This window comes from Mitsuaria sp. RG (assembly GCF_028369275.1).
GTDB classification, from domain to species: Bacteria; Pseudomonadota; Gammaproteobacteria; order Pseudomonadales; family Pseudomonadaceae; genus Aquipseudomonas; species Aquipseudomonas peradeniyensis.
Map to the genome: position 1 here is coordinate 181,439 of NZ_JAQMYQ010000002.1, position 14,737 is coordinate 196,175.

Sequence of the window (14,737 nt, forward strand, 5' to 3'; positions counted from 1 at the left end):
TTCCGGATGGTACTATTCGTTGCAGACGAAAAAATTTTTTATAACGGCTGCCCCCTAAATTTACGTGAACCTTTCAGACCCAACGCTTTCCCTTTTGGTAGTGGTCCTGTACAGGACAGGTCCTGCCCACCATATCTAAGCTCAGACGGGGACAGATGGACTGCGTGAAAATAGGGCTCGAGAAGTACGCCTGCAGGACAACGAAAGCAAGAGACACTTCAGAAATCGTCGACCCTTTATACCGCCCCCCTCTTACTGGATTTCCACATCGCGTCGATCGATTAACCCGTGACGCGAGATAGCAATCTCAAATCGCTTGAAAAAACCGAAAAATTCATTCAGTGGCATTTCTAACTTGATTTCATGGACCTTCAGTGGAACGCCAGAATCAACTGCCTGTTGCAGATTGTCGTACTTCCCAGATCTCGCAACGTACGCTGACACGTAAACTGGCTCGTTTTGATACTGACCATGGACCTCTCCAGACCATAACTTGACCCCGACCACATAATCATCATCTTGAATCAGCCGCTCCTTGCGTAGGTACTCTCCAATAGAGTTTGTGTCATGGTCGTCCGATGCAGCAGTACCGACTGAATCGTTGTACTGCACGCTTGCCTTAAAACTCTCCTGTGTCATGGGGACACCTCCTTGGAATGAACGACCTATGAGAATGGTCGAGCATTAAGCTTATCGCAAGTATTGAATGGTCTATGTTGTGCGATCGAGGAAAAAGGGCGGTATCGGAGCTGTGAACAGGAACTCGCGCAGGGGTAGGTGGTTCTGGTGCGGCTGCCTAGCGACGGGATGTCGAGCAACACTGTCTCGAAAGCCACGATCACATGGCACCCAATCAGAGTACGCCACGCAATAGGGCCGCACAGCGGCGGCCCCAATGATGCGTAGCATCAGTCTCCAGAAACACACTCGTCTTTCATCGCCTCCAACTTGCCGAACTGCTCGCTGGCCAACCGGCTGATGATCCGGATCGCTTGGTGAATTCCCGCCGTGTTGCGGAAGCTCAGTTGCGGGTTGTGCTCGCACTCCAGCATCTCGTCATGCTGGACCAGCGCCTCGCCGAGCAGTTCGAGGGTCCAGACGTAGCTCTGGAGGGTAGACAGGCGTTCATGGTCAGGCATGGGGCACCTCCCGGTTGGCGCGGGTGGCGAGGGAGTGACTGTCGATCGGGTAGAAGGTTGGGGATGGGGTGGCCGCGGGGGTTGGGCGGCGGAGAGCGGATGCGAGGATCCTGTACAGACGTGTGATGGTCATGCATGAGACTCCAAGTTAGGTTGGAACCACCACGCACTGTCGCCAAACAATGGGTGGCAGCTGTACGCAGGTTGGCGAACCGGGAACTTGGAACCCGGCAGACCCGAAGGTCTCCCGCGCACAGCCGCCATGGCACGAGGCTGCGGACGCAAAAAAAGCGCCTGCAATCGTGTGGGGCGCTGCTGCGCCAAGTTTATCCGGGTCGCCAAACCCGGTCGCGGGATTTGCCGCGACTCGGAGGAATTTATCGCCGTGAGGCGGCAGGCGCAACCTCATGGGATGAGGTTGGGAAATTTCACGCAAGACGACCTCTTCGGCTGCTCCCTTTTCCCTGAAAAGCATTCTTGCAGCTTGCCTTTCGAGGTCTTTGGATACAGGGCTTTTGACCGCGCGTTGGCGGCTAGGTGCTCGCCAGCCACCTTGCAGCGCGCTCAAGATCAAGCGCCGCCCGCGCGGCACTCGATCGGATAGGCGCTGCACCTCTCCCGTCGTACAACTCGAAGCTTCGCAAAATTCGGCAAAATCAGGGACCAAGGCCAGCCTTTCTTCATTTCTTCTTACTGATCAAAGGGTTGATTTCTAATTAAGTGCCATTCAAATCAGTTCCCATTTAGCACTGGGGTTAATTAAAGTCAGAAAGGTATCGAATCTAAGTCCTGGTCATCGTCAAGTGTTCCAGGAGGTTCAGGTGTGCGAGGGGCGTCAGATGCGCTAACGGTGTTCGAGGTACTAGGTGTGTCAGAGGGAAGAAGCCCTGGCTGAATCGCTGGGCGTTGAGCTGACTTTGGCAGGTTTGCATTTACAGGTGCCGCATCAGGCAGGGGGTCGACCTTGATAGGATCCGAAGCTATTGGGATTTGGGCAGCAGCCACGACTGATGCTTCTACCGCCTCCTCAGCTGGAGACCCAGAGTCAGAATCGCCATCCGCATCACTTTCGCCTTCGGTCTGGACATCGTCAGCCGTGAGATCCTTGTAGTCCTCTCCCATCATCATTTCGTAATGCGCCAGGTGATCAGCTGCTTTGAAGATTTTGAAAAATATCTTCATGTAGCTTGTCGCCATTTTGTCGCCGATGGCCACGAACAAGTCATCGGGGGAGTAATGCGACCCGTCGTTGATCCAGCTGATCAAGGACTGGCACTGCACCTTTTCGTGACCTTCAAAACTATCCAAGAGCTTATCGGTGTCAATGCCACCTAGGATCTTGAAGTAGTTTTCCAGAATTCGTCGCATTGTATTTTGCAGTGTCAGGGTAGGAAGTGGATCCTTGCGCAACTCCCCCCACAAGAGCTGGTACGAAGTTTTTACCGGATTGTGCTCATGCCCTTCAACTTTTGTATGATGATCCGGCTTACGAATGACCCAGAAGGTCTCATCACCCCAAGCCTTGGTGCCGCGACGAAGCGGGCTAAAGGTAATTTCTTTATGGAAATGAACGTTATGCGTCAGAACAAAAATTTGCCTGATGACATTATTCGTTTGACGAACCTCGGTGAAAATTTGCTTAATCAAACTACTGACAATAAATAAAACATCACTATCCAGACTGGAAACAGGATCATCGATCACTACGATCCGTTCGGTGGTGACCCCGGCTGCCGTAGTACTCCCCCTCAATAGGTGGTAAAAATACAAAAATGTAACGAAGGTCTTTTCACCTTCACTGAGCGTTTTTCGCGCGTCCGTTCCATCTGACCTGAGGAGTTTATAAGAATTCTCTCCAGGCGCCACTGCCAACGAAAAACCTCGAAAGCCAAAATCTCTAAGTAAGTCATTGATCGCTTTCACCGTAGGCTGCACGCTTGTAAGCGAGGCTTCGATAGAGGCAATATCAGCATTTGCTTGCAAAATATCGCCTTTTGCCTTGTCTAGCGTCCTTGTCAAGCCCTCGATAGCTTTATCAACACGACCAGTATCTGCCGCATACTCTGAAAGCGTTTGTTTCAGCTCTATTTCCAGCAGGTATTTCCAGACTTCCGATGTGAGATTGGACTGCTCAGTGGTAAAGCCAGCAACCAGACGATTATGCTCACCTATTTTTGTGTTTGCATCCCCAATAAGCTTTTTAATTTTTTCACTAAGGTCGACAAGCGGTTCCAACTCGATTGCCAGGCTTGGCGATGATATTTTATTGGAAATCCGCTCACAATTGACTTTTAGAAGAGCTTCGAGAGCGTTTATCTCCAGAGCCAAGACCTCGTTATCTAAGTGCTGATAAACATTCTCCTGCAGACTCTGTGCTCGCGCCATGACTTCGCCAACCTTCAAGGAATAGAGTTCACCAAACTCCTTTAGCGCTTTCACACCCGCTTCAAATGTCTCGTCAAAATACCTACTTAAGTTTTTCTCAAAGTCATGCGAGATGCCTTGCTGACAGAAAGGACAATGATCATCACTATGCTCTAGATATCTTATACCTTGGCGCACCCAGTCACTATTACCCAGACGCTCAATGAGCACCGCCACATCAACATCACCCTTACCGATTATCTTTTTTGCTAAAATCGTGTCTGACTGGAGAGATATAAGGGAGGCCAAGTCCAAAGCTGGCGCAGATGCAAGTGCGCTTGGCGCATCCCCATAGAGCACCAATGCTTTTTCGTTGAGTTCCTCCAGCTTTAGCAAGGGAGCTTTATTATTTAAACTTTCTTGCAGCACTCTGGCTTTAAAGCCATCCCGACTGTTGCGAACCCCTTTAAAGGCGCCCTGAAATGCCTCATCGTGTTTGACCTTCTGATCCCAACAGCGCGTAACCAATCTTGCATCCAGCTCTCGACGCTCCGCATGCTTTCCACTTTTTCCATCCTCGCCATTGAGTTGGAGTAGTGTTCTGTCTCGTTGCTGCTCGAAACGCTTACAGTCGGCTCGGAGTAGCTCCAGGCGGTCTTTTTGATTTTGCTCCGTCTTGCCCAGAGTGAAGACGCCCTTGAGATTCCTAGAGTCGCTGTAGTTATCGGCAATGAAGTCACTATTATAGACCAGTGCAGGAACAGGAATATTATTCTTCCAACGCACTGTACAGTCCTGTGATATTCCAGGATCCGCAATCAGACGGCTAATGGTTGTTTTCCCTGCGCCGTTGGCTCCATAGATGACGTTAACCGCTTTTAGCTCGGTTAGATTTTCAGGGGTGTCAGGGCTGTAAGTTGCGATTTTTTTGAGGCTTATAGACTCGATCATCTCTCTCGCTTCCATGAGACGCAGCAGTGCGCGTGTCGCTGCTTGGCTTGGGGAAAGGGTTGGCAGACCCGTAACCGATCGCGTCCATCCCTCGGGTTTCTGTGGTCATGGGAGGTTAAATGATGGCGATAGGCCCGCATCAGCGTAGGCGGTTTTCGGGGATCTGCTAGGTGCAGAGGAGACTGAGTGCTTATTGGGTTGATCGGGGCGGGATGGGAGTCAAGTAATTTTCGCGCGTTGGGTTGTGAGCTGGCTCAATGAGGGGATCTAAAATATGAGCCCTGAAAAGGGCCCCTGGATTTTCAAAATAACGAGCCTCGTGGGTGTAAACGGCCGCCAGCCGTGTCGATTGGCACAGCACAGGAATCCGCAGTGTTCATAGCGGTACCCAAGCGAGCTACCGAGCTATCAGTCGCCAACGCTACGTCTGTATCATAATGTGAACAGACGGACCTGAGTTAGCGCACTGACGTCCATTTGAAGCGATCGCGCACACGATCCAACTCCGCTGACACACCTACAAGACAGCAGGCCCCAAGGAGCCAAGCATGGACTACTCATTACTCGAAAAGCTCGCTACTACCACTGGGTTAGGCGGTCTATGCGTGGGAGTTTTGTTAATAGTATTTAAAGATACACTGAAAGCCTCGTTCTTAACGAAGCTCTCCGGAAAGCATTCATTCCTTGTTGTTAAATATATAATATGGCTTACCTGGATTGTCGCCGTAATGGGCTTGCTCGCATGGTTCACATTACAGGCAATTAGCATTCAACAAACCCAAAGCTCACCAGCAACTACGATTTCTACCCCGGCACACAGCAAACCAAAAGTTGGACTTCAGCGATTAACCAGAAAACTCAAGGATCACAATCCAGACACAATTGTTAGCGAAGCCACTATCGATATCGAATATGCGGTGATTACTGGCTTGAACGACCCTATGCTTGAGCGAAAAATAAACTCATACATTACTGACAAAATCGGTGTAAACGAAAAATTTGATGGCAGTGAAGATCATGAAATGAAAATCACTAAAGCGGATATTGAAGGCGATTTTCTGAACATTGTTGCTGAAGGTTACTTCTTCGGGCACGGCGCTGGCAGCGCTGCCAACCGCGTAGTTAGCGTTAATCTTAACCTTAAGACTGGCGAGCCGGTGGAATTTAAAGATCTGTTTAGATCAGGATATATAAAACCCATCAATCAGCTCACCGCTTCCCGTCTTTCCGCTCAGATCCCGGACCATTGGTTTGAGACGGTCACAGACGACCAGTGCTATTATTTCGACAGCAGCTATTTGAATTTATGCTTTTCGGAATACGGTGTAGCCGCAGGCGCTAATGGAAACGTCACGGTTAGCATAAAAATTGAAGATCTGAGAGGTTTTGTCAGTCTAAACGGGCCATTGGCATTCGCTTTTTAGCCATTAATGTATTGAAAGCCACTTCAGCCGGGAATATTAAATTAATCATCGATGCTCGAGTAAATCGGACAAATTACAGGTACTTGCATTACTGATTGAGCTACTGGGTTTTGGCCTTGCAATGCTCGCCATATTCAATAATAGCTTTGCAAAAAAATCAAACGAGTGGCTATCGCTAAAAAGGGGGACAAATTTATTTGTCCATATACCGACGGTACTGCGGAAAAATAAGCCTATTCAACCCGGCACCGAAACGTCTCGGGTGTCGCAGACAGAGCAGCCACCTCAGTTACCATTTATTTCTGGCCAAAGAAAAGCCCGAATTTTAGTCGGGCTTTAAAAAACGCACTTATGATCAATCATTTTTCATTTGTGCCACAACCATGATTTCATTTTGACGCTTGGTCGCCTCAATCAGGACAGTGCTGTAAACACGCTTCTTCTCGTCAGATTTCGCATTGCGAATGAATTCAGCGAAGGGGCTTTTGACCTTCTCAGAACGTGACTTGAACGGGTTCATGGGTAGCTCCTAGGGCATTGCGTTCCCAAGCGCGGTAACCAGCTGCTCGCGGGTGAAGCGCTCGGGGATATGGTAGTCAATCTTTTCGACCCCAGCCTTGTAGAGGCGGTCCGAATTGTCTATGTGCTTGAGCAGCAGGTCGACGTGGATGTCCTTACCGTACTCTAGCTTAAGCCTGTTCACGACGTCACGCGCCGCAAAATACTGCTCGACGAAATGCTCCACGAGGATCCGTCGGCCTTCAGCCTGCTCTCGCGCCTTCACGAACTCCCAGGCCAGCAAGGGGTTCTGGTAGACGTAGAGGATCTGCACGTATCGTCCCTTGGCCAATGACCTTTCGACATTCTGTCTCGCAACATCGAGGTTCGCCAGGGTGCCGTCGAGCAAAAACGACTGCCGTCTATCCAGCGCAAAATCGAGAATTTTGGATACGAGGATCGAAACACCGCCTTGGAAAAGGTAGGCGTTCCCTCCCCTGTACTCAGGGAACTCGCTTCTCAGCTCGTCTGGATCTATCCGCAGGATTGCAGAATTGGAGAAGAGGTTCACCAAGGCAATCGACGCCTCGGTCTTGCCTGCCCCCGGAGAACCTGACATGAAAACCGAGACAGGCTCCTCTTCAGCCGGATATATATCGACTGACGTCAACCGTCGTCCGATGGCCTTCTTGTTGCTCCTCGCGAAGGCTATCGCTTCATCCCAAATCCGCTGCTCATCGGCCGTAAAGGGCATCCGTCGCATCCTCTGAGACAAGCTTCCCGTTAGGAATAGTCATACAGCCGACCCGAGAAGTAAAAAACCGCCCGAAGGCGGTTCATCAGCCCGATAGGTTAACTGAACACTATCGACATTTCTGGTGCCGGAGACAGGAATCGAACCTGCGACCTTCGCGTTACGAGTGCGCTGCTCTACCGACTGAGCTACACCGGCGTGTTGCGCAACGTACCATTGCCGTGTCCGTTACGCAAACCCCTGTTTCACCTCACTTTCACGGCGCCTTGCAGCCATTCGGCGCGAGGTCTTCCTCCACCGTGGTCACGCAGCTCCACCCCGCCTGGGTGCGGGCCAGGGTCACGGTCTTGCCCAGCACATTGGCCGGTGCGTCGGCCAGGGTGCAGGCGATGCTGGCGGTGCCGTCGGCCGCCGTGCCGCTGGCGGTGATCGCGCAATGGGCGGTGGCGGGCTGGCCGCCGAGGCTGGCGACGTCGGGCACGTCCTTGCCTTCGTTCAGGCGGATGTCCATCGGCGTTTTCAGCGCGGAGATCTCCAGCAGCGCGGCCGCAGCCTTGGCGCGGGCCTGGTGGTTGGTGTACATGGGGATGGCGATGGTCGCCAGGATGCCGATGATCGCGACGACGATCATCAGTTCGATCAGGGTGATACCTCGTTGCCCTTTCATGAACGGTCTTCCTTCGTAATACATGGAGGCGCGGTCGGCGCATGTTCATTTTTTCGGCGCCCCGGCCGGCAGGCGCGCAGTAGGCCTGAACCGACACCTTTTGTCACCCCTGCACGGCAGGGCGTCATCTTCGCTGAACTACTCTAGTGAGCGTCATGGAAACGCGCCCGCCCTCGGGCCCGGCAAGCTGTTACGGGGCTTGTCGCCGCACTGCAAAGGACCTTCGCATGCCACCGTCTACCCGCCTCTACGCCTGGGAGGGCATCGATGCCTCCGGCGCTCGTCAACACGGCCAGCAACCGGGGCGCAGCCCGGCGTTCGTGCAGGCCTGGCTGCAACGCCAGGGCATTCGGGCCACGCGGGTGAGGTTGGCGGGTGGGTTGCAGTGGCGGTGGCCGCAGCGGGTGGGCAAGGCGGATGCGGCGGGGTTCAGTCGGCAGCTGGCAACCTTGCTGACGGCGGGGGTGCCGTTGTTGCAGGCGTTCGAGGTGATGGCGCGCAGCACGGTGGACAGTGGCATGGCGGCATTGCTGGCACGGTTGAAACAGGATGTGGCGGCGGGGCTTGGGTTGGCGGAGGCGTTGCAGCGGCATCCGGCGTGGTTCGATGCGCTGTACTGCAACCTGGTGCGGGTGGGCGAGCAGTCGGGCACGCTGGACCGGCAGCTGGAGCAGATGGCGGGCATGTTGGAGAAGCGCCAGGCGCTGCGGCAAAAGGTGCGCAAGGCGATGCTGTATCCGGCGCTGTTGCTACTGACCGGGTTCGGGGTGGCGGCGTTGTTGCTGCTGGAGGTGGTGCCGCGCTTTCAGGGGCTGTTCGCCAGTTTCGACAAGGCGCTGCCGGCGTTCACGCAGTGGGTGATCGATTTATCCACAGGGCTGGGCAATCACGTGGGGTGGCTGGTGCTGTTGATAACGGTGTTGGGGGTTGGCGGGCGGGAGGTTTATCGGCGGCATCTGCCGGCGCGGCTGTGGATGGTGCGCTGGGGGTTGCGGGTGCCGGTGGTCGGCACCTTGCTCGGGCAGGCGGCGTTGGCGCGGTTTGCGCGCAGCCTGGCGACATCTTATACAGCCGGCGTGGCGTTGCTGGATGCGCTGGCAACGGTGGCGCCGGTCAGTGGCAACTGCCTGCATGAGCGGGCGATCCTGGCGTTGCGCCAGGGCGTGGCCAATGGGGCCAGCCTGCAACAGGCGATGGAGGCGGACGGGCTGTTCCCGCCGCTGCTGCGCCAGCTGGTGGCGGTCGGCGAGGCCAGCGGCACCCTCGACACCATGCTGGACAAGGCCGCGCTACATTACGAAGAGCAGGTGAGCCAGGCGCTGGAGCAGTTGACCACGCTGCTGGAGCCGGCCATCGTGCTGATCCTCGGGCTGCTGGTGGGGGGCCTTGTCGTGGCGATGTACTTGCCGATCTTCCAGTTGGGTAGCCTGATCTGAATATGAATGCCTGGGCCGTCGTCGTTGATCATCCGCCATTCTTTTATGCCCTGGCCGCAGTGCTGGGGTTGCTGGTGGGCAGTTTTCTCAATGTGCTGGTGTACCGGCTGCCGCTGATGCTCGAGCGCCAGTGGCAGCGCGAGGCGCAGGAGGTGCTGGGGCTGCCGCAGGCCGAGCACGAGCGCTTCGACCTGTGCTTGCCGGCGTCGCGTTGCCCTCACTGCCAGCGCCCGATCCGGGCGTGGGAAAACATTCCGGTGTTGAGTTACCTGGCCTTGCGCGGGCGTTGCTCGGGGTGCAAGGCGCGGATCAGTGTGCGTTATCCACTGGTGGAGCTGGCCACTGCCCTGCTGTCGCTACTGGTGGCCTGGCATTTCGGGCCGGGCGTGGACGCGCTGGCGGTGATGCTGCTGACCTGGGGGCTGATCGGCTTGAGCTTGATCGATGCCGAGCACCAGTTGCTGCCGGATGTGCTGGTGCTGCCGCTGTTGTGGCTGGGGCTGGTGGTCAACGCCTTCGGGCTGCTGGTGCCGCTGGCCGATGCGGTGTGGGGCGCGGTGGCGGGTTATCTGAGCCTGTGGACGGTGTACTGGGTGTTCAAGCTGGTGACCGGCAAGGAGGGCATGGGTTTTGGCGACTTCAAGCTGCTGGCCATGCTCGGGGCCTGGGGCGGTTGGCAGATTTTGCCGCTGACCTTGATGCTGGCCTCGCTGGTGGGGGCGCTGATCGGGCTGACGCTGGTGCGTTTGAAGCGCACGCAAATGGGCGCTGCATTGCCTTTCGGGCCTTATCTGGCCATTGCGGGGTGGATCGCATTGCTCTGGGGTGATGAAATAGTCGCTTCTTACCTGCAACTGCTTGGAACCTGATGAGCACAGCGCCTTTCACCCCCTGGATTCTCGGCCTGACCGGCGGCATCGGCAGCGGCAAGAGCGCCGCCGCCGAGCGTTTCGTCGAGCTGGGCGTGCACCTGGTCGATGCCGACCAGGCCGCGCGCTGGGTTGTCGAGCCGGGGCGCCCTGCCCTGGCCCGTATCGTCGAACGCTTCGGCCCCGGCGTGCTGCTGGAGGACGGCCAGCTCGACCGTGGCGCCCTGCGCCAGCAGATCTTCGCGGATCCTGCGCAACGGCAATGGCTGGAGCAGCTGCTGCACCCGCTGATTGGCCAGGAGATCTTCAGCTACCTGGCCAAGGCCGAGACGCCCTATGCGGTGTATGTGTCGCCGCTGTTGATCGAGTCGGGGCAGTTCAGCAAGACCCAGCGCATCTTGGTGATCGATGCGCCGACCGAGTTGCAGGTGCAGCGCACCCTGCAGCGGGACAACACCAGCCCCGAGCAGGTGCAGGCGATTCTCAAGGCCCAATTGGCCCGGGAAGAGCGCCTGCGCCATGCCGATGACGTGGTGGTCAATGATCGTGACCTGCAATCGCTGCACGACGAGATCGACCGCCTGCACCACTTTTACCTGACTTTGCGAGGAGGCCAGCCATGAGCCAGCCGATGACCGTTGATTGCCCGACCTGTGGGGCGCCCGTGGAATGGGGGGAGAAGAGCCCGTTCCGGCCGTTTTGCTCGGATCGCTGCAAGTTGATCGACCTGGGGGCCTGGGCGGCCGAGGAGCATAAGATCGCGGGGGCGGAAGAGTCCGAGGATGAGTTGTATTCGGGGGATCTGGAGCCGCGGCATTGAGGTAGGCGTTTTTAGAACGCTGATTGGTTCGACGTTGTTGGGGCCGCTTTGCGGCCCTTTCGCGGCACAAGGCCGCTCCTACAGGGGAATGCGACCGCCTGTAGGAGCGGCCTTGTGCCGCGAAAGGGCTGCACAGCAGCCCCAGAAAACATCACCGTTCTTCATCCTTCCACGGCGCCTGCAAATAACGAGTGCGGTTGAACGTCTCCAGCCACTCGGGGCAGAACACCACCAAGGCACTGATCACGGTGCCATTGATAAACGCCTCGGGGAACATCATCAGCCACAGGTAGCCAACAAAGTCGCTCAGCCACTCGGGCATGGCGAAACGCTCGTCCATCCACAACACCCCCAGCCCGGCCGCCAGGCACACCAGTACGGTCAGCGCGGCGGGGAAGAACCCGCAACAGAAGATATAAACGAACAGGTTACGCGGCTGTGCACGCTCGACCAGGATCGCGCACACCTCGGTGACCAGCACCGGCAAGCCGACGATCAGCAGGCCGTTGACGCCAATGGCGGCAAGGTCCTGGCGACCGAGCAGCAACAGGCCAAGCTGGGCGAGGAAACCACCGAGCACCGCCAGCGGCCAGTCCAGCAACAGAGTGACGGCAGTCATGCCGATGAAGTGGTACGACACCCCGGTATCGAAATCCCGCCGCACCAGCCACAGCACGAACAGGCAGAACACCGTGCCGAACAAAAGGTGCTGGCGGCGGGTGTCGGTGAACAGCTCCACCCAGCGCGTGCGGCTGGCAGCCCAGATCAGCAGGGGCACGTAACCGAGCCAGCCGAGGGTGAGGCTGGTGCTGGACAAGACCTGTGCGCTGATCACCTGAACAATATCCCTGTCGGCCATGTGGACAAGCCTGAGTCTACACCCATTCTCCCATTCGTCCGGTTGCTATAGGCTGACACCTCCTTTCGCTGCAGGACGCATCCCCGATGACCGAAGGCATCAACCTGCCCTTGCTGCTGGGCGCACTGTTCAGCGCCATCGCGGGGGTGCTGCACCTGATGGTCATCGCCGTGGGCCCGCGCTGGTACCGTCTGTTCGGCGCAGGCGAGCGCATGGCCCGGGCCGCCGAACAAGGGCGTGCCTACCCTGCCCTGGTCACCCTGCTTATCGCATCGGTACTGCTGGTCTGGGCCGCCTACGCGGTATCGGCAGCCGGTGTGATCGCACCCTTGCCGTTGCTGATGCCGATCATCTGCCTGATCACCCTGGTGTACCTGGCCCGTGGCCTGCTGGGGCCGCTGTTGCTGGCCGGCACCGGGCGCAGCCGGCGTTTCATCGCGGTCAGTTCGGCGATCTGCGTGGGCGGCGGGCTGCTGCACTTGTTCGGAGTCGTGCAGCAATGGCTGGTGCTGGGCTGATTCCCACGCACAAACAGCATCTTACCGTCATCAATTAGCGACTAAGCTTGTCCCCATGGATGACTCAGACTACCTGCGCCTGCTTACCATCCAGGCCGAACAAGCCAATGCGTTCCTGTCCAATGCCCGCAAATGGGAACGCGAGCGTTGGGTCTGCCAGCGCCTGCTGCAAGGGCTGAACATTCCCTACCGCAGCGAGGACTTCACCCCGGCCGGGCAGGAGCCGCCGGACGTGCTGTTCCGCGACGCGGCATTCGAGGTGTTCTTCGTGCTCGACGAGGGCCGGCGGCTCAACGACGAGTGGCGCGAAGAGCTGCAACGGCGGCGCAGCGCGTTTTCCCTAGCCCAGCTGGTGCGCCGCGAACAGCGGCCACGGCGGATCAGCGCCCAGGAGCTGCTGGCGCGCCTGGCGCCCACCTTGCGCAAGAAATCGCACAACTACCGCGAACGCGGGCTGGACCTGGGCGAGCTGGACATCATCGCCTTCTCCAGCCTCAAGCGCGAAGTGCTCGACCTCAACAGCCATTTCCCGCCGCCCACCGAATACCTGCGCCAGGGCTGGCGCTCGCTGTCGCTGGTGGGGCCGACCTTCGCCCGGGTGCTGTTCGCCCACCCGGACGCGCCGGATTTCCTGCGCGGCAACCTGGGGCGCAGCATCGTGTTCGACGTAGGTATCAGTCTTTGATCCAGTGCCGGGTGTGTTTGCGATCACGTACACTCGGCGCCAGGGATAGAAAGCATTATCATTCGACCCATGCGTTTGCGTGAACGCTGTGGCGTACACGCAGTCACAAACGTCTATCTGACGAGGCCCACCATGACCAGCCGCCTGAATCCCGAAGATCAGCGTCGCGTCGATGAGTATCTGAGCGCCCCCCAGCATCAAGTCGAGCGCAGGCCCTTCCGGCCGTTGCTGCTCCTGTTGCTGGTGGTGGCCGTGACCATCGGTCTGGGCCTGTTGAGCCGCCTGCTGAGTGGACTGGTGCTATGAGCTGCCTTGCGCTCGCCCGCCCCTCATGCCGGACGCGGCCGGACCTTGTGTCCACGAATTCCGTAAAACTTGTGAGATATCCCCATGACTCATCGCATCGTGATTGTCGGCGGCGGCGCCGGCGGCCTGGAACTGGCGACCCGCCTGGGTAAAAGCCTGGGCAAGCGCAAACAGGCCGAGATCACCCTGGTTGATGCCAACCTGACGCACATCTGGAAGCCCCTGCTGCACGAAGTGGCGGCCGGTTCGCTGAACTCCTCGGAAGACGAACTGAACTACGTGGCCCAGGCCAAGTGGAACCACTTCAACTTCCAGATGGGCCGCATGAGCGGCCTGGACCGTGAAAGCAAACTGATCCAGCTGGCCGCGACCCTCGACGACGAGGGCCGTGAGCTGTTGCCTGCGCGCACCATCGGCTACGACAGCCTGGTGATCGCCGTGGGCAGCAACACCAACGACTTCGGCACCCTGGGCGCGGCGCAGCACTGCCTGTTCCTCGACAGCCGCAAGCAGGCCGAGCGCTTCCACCAGCAGCTGCTCAACCATTACCTGCGTGCCCACGCGGGCGATGTGGCCAGCGAGAAGATCAGCGTGGCCATCGTCGGTGCCGGCGCCACCGGCGTGGAGCTGGCGGCCGAGCTGCACAACGCCGCCCATGAGCTGGCGGCCTACGGCCTGGACAAGATCCAGCCGAAAGACATGCACATCACCCTTATCGAGGCCGGCCCGCGGGTGCTGCCGGCGCTGCCGGAGCGCATCAGCGTGCCGGTGCACAAGACCCTGGAAAAACTCGGCGTGACGGTGATGACCAACGCCGCGGTCAGCGAAGTGACCGAAGATGGCCTGAAGACGGCGGCCGGCGAAGTGATCCAGGCCAGCCTGAAGGTGTGGGCGGCAGGCATTCGCGCGCCGGGCTTCCTCAAGGATATCGACGGCCTGGAAACCAACCGCATCAACCAGCTGGTGGTGCGCCCGACCCTGCAGACCACCCGCGACGACAATATCTTCGCCTTCGGCGACTGCGCCGCCTGCCCGCAGCCGGGCAGCGACCGCAACGTGCCGCCACGGGCCCAGGCTGCGCACCAGCAGGCTTCGCTGTTGGCCAAGAGCCTGAAGGCGCGCCTGGAGAACAAGGCGCTGCCGACCTATGAGTACAAGGACTATGGCTCGCTGGTGTCGCTGTCGCGGTTCTCGGCGGTGGGCAACCTGATGGGTAACCTGATGGGCAGCGTGAAGCTGGAGGGCTGGCTGGCGCGGATGTTCTATGTGTCGCTGTACCGGATGCACCAGATGGCGTTGTATGGGTTCTTCCGCACGGCGATGATGATGCTGGGTAGCAAGATTGGGCGTGGGACTGAGCCGCGACTCAAACTGCACTGAGGCTTTGAGATTTTGGGGCTGCTGCGCAGCCCTTTCGCGGCGCAAGGCCGCTCCTACAGGGGGACGC

Annotated in this window: 16 protein-coding genes and 1 tRNA gene; 9 read left to right on the top strand and 8 right to left on the bottom strand. The window is 57.8% G+C overall.

Features of this window, described 5'->3' with window-relative positions:
* Positions 1–252: 252 nt before the first annotated feature.
* From POF53_RS02235 to POF53_RS02245, 3 genes are all read right to left on the bottom strand, one after another.
* On the bottom strand, positions 253–639 hold the full coding sequence (locus POF53_RS02235) for a hypothetical protein (RefSeq protein ID WP_498966162.1): 387 nt from the start codon (positions 637–639) through the stop codon (positions 253–255).
* 269 nt (positions 640–908) lie between these two features.
* Positions 909–1,139 (bottom strand): hypothetical protein, encoded by a 231-nt coding sequence (locus tag POF53_RS02240; protein ID WP_498966164.1) that lies wholly within the window; start codon positions 1,137–1,139, stop codon positions 909–911.
* A gap of 765 nt (positions 1,140–1,904) precedes the next feature.
* Positions 1,905–4,454 (bottom strand): AAA family ATPase, encoded by a 2,550-nt coding sequence (locus POF53_RS02245; RefSeq protein ID WP_498966166.1) that lies wholly within the window; start codon positions 4,452–4,454, stop codon positions 1,905–1,907.
* A 548-nt stretch (positions 4,455–5,002) separates the two neighbouring features.
* Here POF53_RS02245 and POF53_RS02250 point away from each other — a divergent pair.
* Positions 5,003–5,878 (top strand): DUF3298 domain-containing protein, encoded by an 876-nt coding sequence (locus tag POF53_RS02250; protein ID WP_498966168.1) that lies wholly within the window; start codon positions 5,003–5,005, stop codon positions 5,876–5,878.
* A 355-nt stretch (positions 5,879–6,233) separates the two neighbouring features.
* Here POF53_RS02250 and POF53_RS02255 read toward each other — a convergent pair whose 3' ends face one another.
* From POF53_RS02255 to POF53_RS02270, 4 genes are all read right to left on the bottom strand, one after another.
* On the bottom strand, positions 6,234–6,398 hold the full coding sequence (locus POF53_RS02255) for a hypothetical protein (RefSeq protein ID WP_498966170.1): 165 nt from the start codon (positions 6,396–6,398) through the stop codon (positions 6,234–6,236).
* A gap of 9 nt (positions 6,399–6,407) precedes the next feature.
* On the bottom strand, positions 6,408–7,130 hold the full coding sequence (locus POF53_RS02260) for a zeta toxin family protein (protein WP_498966171.1): 723 nt from the start codon (positions 7,128–7,130) through the stop codon (positions 6,408–6,410).
* 122 nt (positions 7,131–7,252) lie between these two features.
* Positions 7,253–7,328: transfer RNA gene (locus tag POF53_RS02265), tRNA-Thr, on the bottom strand.
* Between the two features lie 58 nt (positions 7,329–7,386).
* Positions 7,387–7,797 carry a pilin gene (locus tag POF53_RS02270; protein WP_062575174.1) on the bottom strand — a complete coding sequence of 137 codons (411 nt, stop codon included), beginning with the start codon at positions 7,795–7,797 and terminating at the stop codon, positions 7,387–7,389.
* A 227-nt stretch (positions 7,798–8,024) separates the two neighbouring features.
* On the opposite strand from POF53_RS02270, the gene POF53_RS02275 reads away from it, so the two are divergent.
* From POF53_RS02275 to yacG, 4 genes are read left to right on the top strand one after another with little or no spacing between them, the layout of a single operon-like run.
* The gene (locus POF53_RS02275) at positions 8,025–9,233 is read left to right on the top strand and encodes a type II secretion system F family protein (protein ID WP_498966174.1); all 1,209 of its coding nucleotides are present in this window, start codon (positions 8,025–8,027) and stop codon (positions 9,231–9,233) included.
* A gap of 2 nt (positions 9,234–9,235) precedes the next feature.
* Complete coding sequence (locus tag POF53_RS02280; RefSeq protein WP_498966176.1) at positions 9,236–10,102, top strand: prepilin peptidase; 867 nt, start codon at positions 9,236–9,238, stop codon at positions 10,100–10,102.
* Entirely contained in the window at positions 10,102–10,725 is a 624-nt protein-coding gene (gene coaE / locus POF53_RS02285; RefSeq protein WP_011535704.1) for a dephospho-CoA kinase, read from the top strand. Before POF53_RS02280 ends, coaE begins: the two co-directional genes overlap by 1 nt.
* Positions 10,722–10,922 (top strand): DNA gyrase inhibitor YacG, encoded by a 201-nt coding sequence (gene yacG / locus POF53_RS02290; protein ID WP_011535705.1) that lies wholly within the window; start codon positions 10,722–10,724, stop codon positions 10,920–10,922. The genes coaE and yacG overlap by 4 nt, the downstream gene beginning before the upstream one ends.
* 151 nt (positions 10,923–11,073) lie before the next feature.
* Here the strand turns inward: yacG and POF53_RS02295 are convergent, their stop codons facing one another.
* Positions 11,074–11,781 carry an energy-coupling factor ABC transporter permease gene (locus tag POF53_RS02295; RefSeq protein ID WP_186594179.1) on the bottom strand — a complete coding sequence of 236 codons (708 nt, stop codon included), beginning with the start codon at positions 11,779–11,781 and terminating at the stop codon, positions 11,074–11,076.
* Between the two features lie 86 nt (positions 11,782–11,867).
* On the opposite strand from POF53_RS02295, the gene POF53_RS02300 reads away from it, so the two are divergent.
* From POF53_RS02300 to POF53_RS02315, 4 genes are all read left to right on the top strand, one after another.
* A complete protein-coding gene (locus POF53_RS02300) occupies positions 11,868–12,299 on the top strand; it encodes a hypothetical protein (protein ID WP_498966179.1) in 432 nt (143 codons plus the stop codon).
* A 55-nt stretch (positions 12,300–12,354) separates the two neighbouring features.
* Positions 12,355–12,984 carry a DUF1780 domain-containing protein gene (locus POF53_RS02305; RefSeq protein WP_110739751.1) on the top strand — a complete coding sequence of 210 codons (630 nt, stop codon included), beginning with the start codon at positions 12,355–12,357 and terminating at the stop codon, positions 12,982–12,984.
* A 132-nt stretch (positions 12,985–13,116) separates the two neighbouring features.
* Positions 13,117–13,290, top strand: a complete 174-nt coding sequence (locus POF53_RS02310; RefSeq protein WP_050703672.1) for a DUF3094 family protein — start codon at positions 13,117–13,119, stop codon at positions 13,288–13,290.
* Positions 13,291–13,374: 84 nt separating this feature from the next.
* Positions 13,375–14,670 carry an NAD(P)/FAD-dependent oxidoreductase gene (locus POF53_RS02315; RefSeq protein WP_110739752.1) on the top strand — a complete coding sequence of 432 codons (1,296 nt, stop codon included), beginning with the start codon at positions 13,375–13,377 and terminating at the stop codon, positions 14,668–14,670.
* The last annotated feature ends 67 nt before the right edge of the window (positions 14,671–14,737 follow it).

Excerpts from the sequence above, each read along its gene's own strand:
- POF53_RS02235 (WP_498966162.1), bottom strand. The coding sequence starts at position 639 with ATGACACAGGAGAGTTTTAAGGCAAGCGTGCAGTACAACGATTCAGTC.
- POF53_RS02240 (WP_498966164.1), bottom strand. The coding sequence starts at position 1,139 with ATGCCTGACCATGAACGCCTGTCTACCCTCCAGAGCTACGTCTGGACC.
- POF53_RS02245 (WP_498966166.1), bottom strand. The coding sequence starts at position 4,454 with ATGATCGAGTCTATAAGCCTCAAAAAAATCGCAACTTACAGCCCTGAC.
- POF53_RS02250 (WP_498966168.1), top strand. The coding sequence starts at position 5,003 with ATGGACTACTCATTACTCGAAAAGCTCGCTACTACCACTGGGTTAGGC.
- POF53_RS02255 (WP_498966170.1), bottom strand. The coding sequence starts at position 6,398 with ATGAACCCGTTCAAGTCACGTTCTGAGAAGGTCAAAAGCCCCTTCGCT.
- POF53_RS02260 (WP_498966171.1), bottom strand. The coding sequence starts at position 7,130 with ATGCCCTTTACGGCCGATGAGCAGCGGATTTGGGATGAAGCGATAGCC.
- POF53_RS02270 (WP_062575174.1), bottom strand. The coding sequence starts at position 7,797 with ATGAAAGGGCAACGAGGTATCACCCTGATCGAACTGATGATCGTCGTC.
- POF53_RS02275 (WP_498966174.1), top strand. The coding sequence starts at position 8,025 with ATGCCACCGTCTACCCGCCTCTACGCCTGGGAGGGCATCGATGCCTCC.
- POF53_RS02280 (WP_498966176.1), top strand. The coding sequence starts at position 9,236 with ATGAATGCCTGGGCCGTCGTCGTTGATCATCCGCCATTCTTTTATGCC.
- coaE (WP_011535704.1), top strand. The coding sequence starts at position 10,102 with ATGAGCACAGCGCCTTTCACCCCCTGGATTCTCGGCCTGACCGGCGGC.
- yacG (WP_011535705.1), top strand. The coding sequence starts at position 10,722 with ATGAGCCAGCCGATGACCGTTGATTGCCCGACCTGTGGGGCGCCCGTG.
- POF53_RS02295 (WP_186594179.1), bottom strand. The coding sequence starts at position 11,781 with ATGGCCGACAGGGATATTGTTCAGGTGATCAGCGCACAGGTCTTGTCC.
- POF53_RS02300 (WP_498966179.1), top strand. The coding sequence starts at position 11,868 with ATGACCGAAGGCATCAACCTGCCCTTGCTGCTGGGCGCACTGTTCAGC.
- POF53_RS02305 (WP_110739751.1), top strand. The coding sequence starts at position 12,355 with ATGGATGACTCAGACTACCTGCGCCTGCTTACCATCCAGGCCGAACAA.
- POF53_RS02310 (WP_050703672.1), top strand. The coding sequence starts at position 13,117 with ATGACCAGCCGCCTGAATCCCGAAGATCAGCGTCGCGTCGATGAGTAT.
- POF53_RS02315 (WP_110739752.1), top strand. The coding sequence starts at position 13,375 with ATGACTCATCGCATCGTGATTGTCGGCGGCGGCGCCGGCGGCCTGGAA.